General features: G+C 68.2%; 2 protein-coding genes, 1 tRNA gene and 2 pseudogenes. 1 reads left to right on the top strand and 4 read right to left on the bottom strand.

Translation table 11 applies throughout. The features are described from left to right. Nucleotides 1-297 (top strand): annotated as a pseudogene (locus WEA77_RS10280) (helix-turn-helix domain-containing protein); the annotation flags it as partial. A 210-nt stretch (nt 298-507) separates the two neighbouring features. Here the strand turns inward: WEA77_RS10280 and WEA77_RS10275 are convergent. The 4 genes and pseudogenes from WEA77_RS10275 to WEA77_RS10260 all read right to left on the bottom strand — a co-directional run. After that, a tRNA-Phe gene (locus WEA77_RS10275) sits at nt 508-582 on the bottom strand. A gap of 68 nt (nt 583-650) precedes the next feature. Further along, nucleotides 651-869 (bottom strand): DNA gyrase inhibitor YacG, encoded by a 219-nt coding sequence (locus WEA77_RS10270; protein WP_368067788.1) that lies wholly within the window; start codon nt 867-869, stop codon nt 651-653. After that, nucleotides 866-1,912: a ribonuclease E/G gene (locus WEA77_RS10265; RefSeq protein ID WP_368067787.1), complete on the bottom strand. Its 1,047-nt coding sequence runs from the start codon at nt 1,910-1,912 to the stop codon at nt 866-868. Before WEA77_RS10265 ends, WEA77_RS10270 begins: the two co-directional genes overlap by 4 nt. A gap of 3 nt (nt 1,913-1,915) precedes the next feature. After that, nucleotides 1,916-2,779, bottom strand: a pseudogene (locus WEA77_RS10260) (glucose-6-phosphate isomerase); the annotation flags it as partial.

Below are 2,779 nucleotides of genomic sequence, written 5' to 3'. Positions count from 1 at the left end.
CATCCCGGAGCAGGTGTGTGACCGGGTTCTGGAAATGGCCCTCGACCAGCCGGAACTCTCGCCCCGGGAGCTGGCGGTGACGTTCACGCACGAGAAGCGTTACTCCGTCTCGGAAGCCAGTGTTTACAGGCTTCTGAAGGCGCATGACCTGATCACCAGCCCGGCCTTCATCGTGATGAAGGCCGCCAGTGAGTTGCGCGACAAGGTGCGGCGGATCAGAAAACAGTCCGGTGGACTGTTTTTCCGCCAAACGCGCCCAGCCAGCTCTGGCAGACGGACTTCACCTGTCTGAAGGTTACGGTGTCTGTCAGGGGCATTTTGTCGGCACCGGCAAAAAGTGTTGGCATTTTCTGGCCGTTGAGGTTCCCGGCCGTCTCGATGCCAGCAAAAAATTTCTTCCAACGATTTCATGTGGACGTTGGCGGACAGAGACGCTGGACGCCTCTCACTAAAGCCTTGTTTTTATGTAATTTGGTGGAGGCCCGCGGACGTCGCTGGAAGCCAGAATGGTGCCCGGGGGCGGAATCGAACCACCGACACGCGGATTTTCAATCCGCTGCTCTACCCCTGAGCTACCCGGGCGGGCCATTTGGACAAGCGGCTACTTAACGAAGGCATTCAGCCTTGTCCATGCCGATTTCAGCGCCGCGTCAGTCTTCCTCGTCCTGCTGCGGTTTCGCCCCGTCCGGCGCGTCGTCGGCGTCTTCCGCCGGGCGCCCGGCAATCGCATAGGCCCCGTTCAGCCAGCTGCCGAGGTCGGCATCGGCGCAGCGTTTCGAACAGAAGGGCCGGTAGTCGGCCAGCACGGGATGCTTGCGGCAGCGCGCGCATTTCGGCTGGCGCAGTTCGGGGGAGACGGGTTTGCTCATGGGGCAGGCTTCACTTCCGGCATCAGGTTCGGGCCGGGCTGAATCACCAGCCGGCCGCCATAGGTTTGCGCAAGTTGCCCCTCGGCGTCGAGCCCGCTGGCCGCCAGCCAGCTGTGCGCCGCCGCCGGCAGGGTCAGGCAAAGCCGCCCCATCCGGCTCGCCCGCGCCTCCGCCTCCAGCCGCCGCAGCCCGCCCAGCGCCAGCGTCTCCGGCGTCGCCAACCCGCCCGCGTCCAGCACGCGGTCGCCCAGCGGCGCAATCTGCCAGTCCGCTGAAATCTCCATCAGCCCGAAAGGCGACGGCGCCAGCGCCTTCACCTGCCGCGCCGAAATGTCCCTGAACGCCTCCAGGAACGCCGCGCGGATCTCTCCGCCCGCCGCCTTGTCCGCCGGTGCCACGCAGTCCAGCACCGCCAGCCCCCCCCAGCCTCGCAGTAGCATCTGCCGGGCCAGCTCGGCGGCCGCCTCAATATTGATCGCTCGCGCCGCCTCGGCCCGGCTGCCTTTCACCGCGCGTCCTGCTGTGTCGATATCCGCCACCACCAGCGCCTCGGTCCGCTCTACCTGCATCCGTCCGCCGCCGCGCAGCGTGACAAGAGGTGAAAGCGCATCCTCGAATGCCGCCTTCACGTCGTCGTCTCCCGCCGCCCGGTCCTCGACCGGCGCCTGCGTCCCGCCGTTCAGCGAGGTACGCCAGGCCTCAACGCCCGCGGTCGCGGCCGCTTCATCCGCCATCCGCACGCGCGGCAGTTTCCCCCGCCGCGCCTCGGCCACCACGTCCACAGTCACGGCTGCCCCTTCGGCCAGCCGCGCCTCCGGCTTCAGCCGCAGGAAGGCGTCGCCCTGCGTCCCGAGATCCACGAACGCGCCGCCCAGCGCCGCATCGGCCTTGCGCACATGCCCCGCCAGCCGCGCGCCGATCACCGCCCGCGCCATGTCGCTGCTGCGCTCAAGATAAAGCGCCGCTGGCGCGCCGCGTCCGTCCAGCGCGACCCACCGGGTCTCGCCAACCGTCCGTTCACGGAGCAGTTTCGTGGCCGGCATCGCTTACTTGATCATCCGGATCAGCGCCGCCGTCACCGGATCGTCCGCCTCGTCCGGCGCCGCCAGGGCAGGGCGCAGGCGCGAGGCCATCGTCTTGCCGCGTTCCACGCCCCACTGGTCGAACGGATTGAGGCCCCAGAGATGTCCGGCAAAATAGGTCCGGTGTTCGTACAGTGCCACCAGCGCCCCAAAGGCCACCGGCCCGAACGCCGCGTGCGACAGCAGCGTCGAGGGACGCCCGCCCGCATGCACCTTCTGCGCCGCCACGCCGGCCTCAAGGCCCGGCTCCTCGGTTTCAATCTCGCTCAGGCGGCGCCCGTTCGCCAGCACCTCAGCCTGTGCCAGCGCGTGCGAGGTCAGCGCCGCCAGGCCCTCCGCGTCCCGGCTCCGGTCCGCCGCCAGGATGAATTCGCACGGCACCGAATGCGAACCCTGATGCAGCCACTGGTGATACGAATGCTGCCCCACCGAGCCTTCACCGCCCCAAACCGCAGGCGCCGTTGGCGGTTGCACGGCCCTGCCGGTGGGCCCCACGGACTTGCCGTTCGATTCCATTTCGAGCTGCTGCAGGTAGGTCGGCAGCATCCGCAACCGGTTGGCATAGGCCAGCACGACCCGCATCGGCGCCCCGCGCACGCTCGCATTCCAGTAGTCCAGCAGCGCGAGGCGCATCGCCACGTTCGCCTCCAGCGGCGCATCGCGCGCATGCGCATCCATCTCCGCCGCGCCCGCCAGGATGTCCCGGAACACATCCGGACCCAGCGAGATCATCCAGGCCAGTGACGCCGCCGACCAGAACGAGAACCTTCCGCCAACCGACAGCGGCATGTCGAACAGGGGCGCTTCGCGCCCACCGAGCCAGGCCTT

Origin of the sequence: Hyphomonas sp., from assembly GCF_040882205.1 — a bacterium.
Taxonomy (GTDB): domain Bacteria; phylum Pseudomonadota; class Alphaproteobacteria; order Caulobacterales; family Hyphomonadaceae; genus Hyphomonas.
Note: the sequence above shows the minus strand (reverse complement) of the source record. Positions and strands in the feature narration are given on the sequence as shown.

Coding starts and splice junctions, on each gene's coding strand:
- WEA77_RS10270 (WP_368067788.1), bottom strand. CDS start 869: ATGAGCAAACCCGTCTCCCCCGAACTGCGCCAGCCGAAATGCGCGCGC.
- WEA77_RS10265 (WP_368067787.1), bottom strand. CDS start 1,912: ATGCCGGCCACGAAACTGCTCCGTGAACGGACGGTTGGCGAGACCCGG.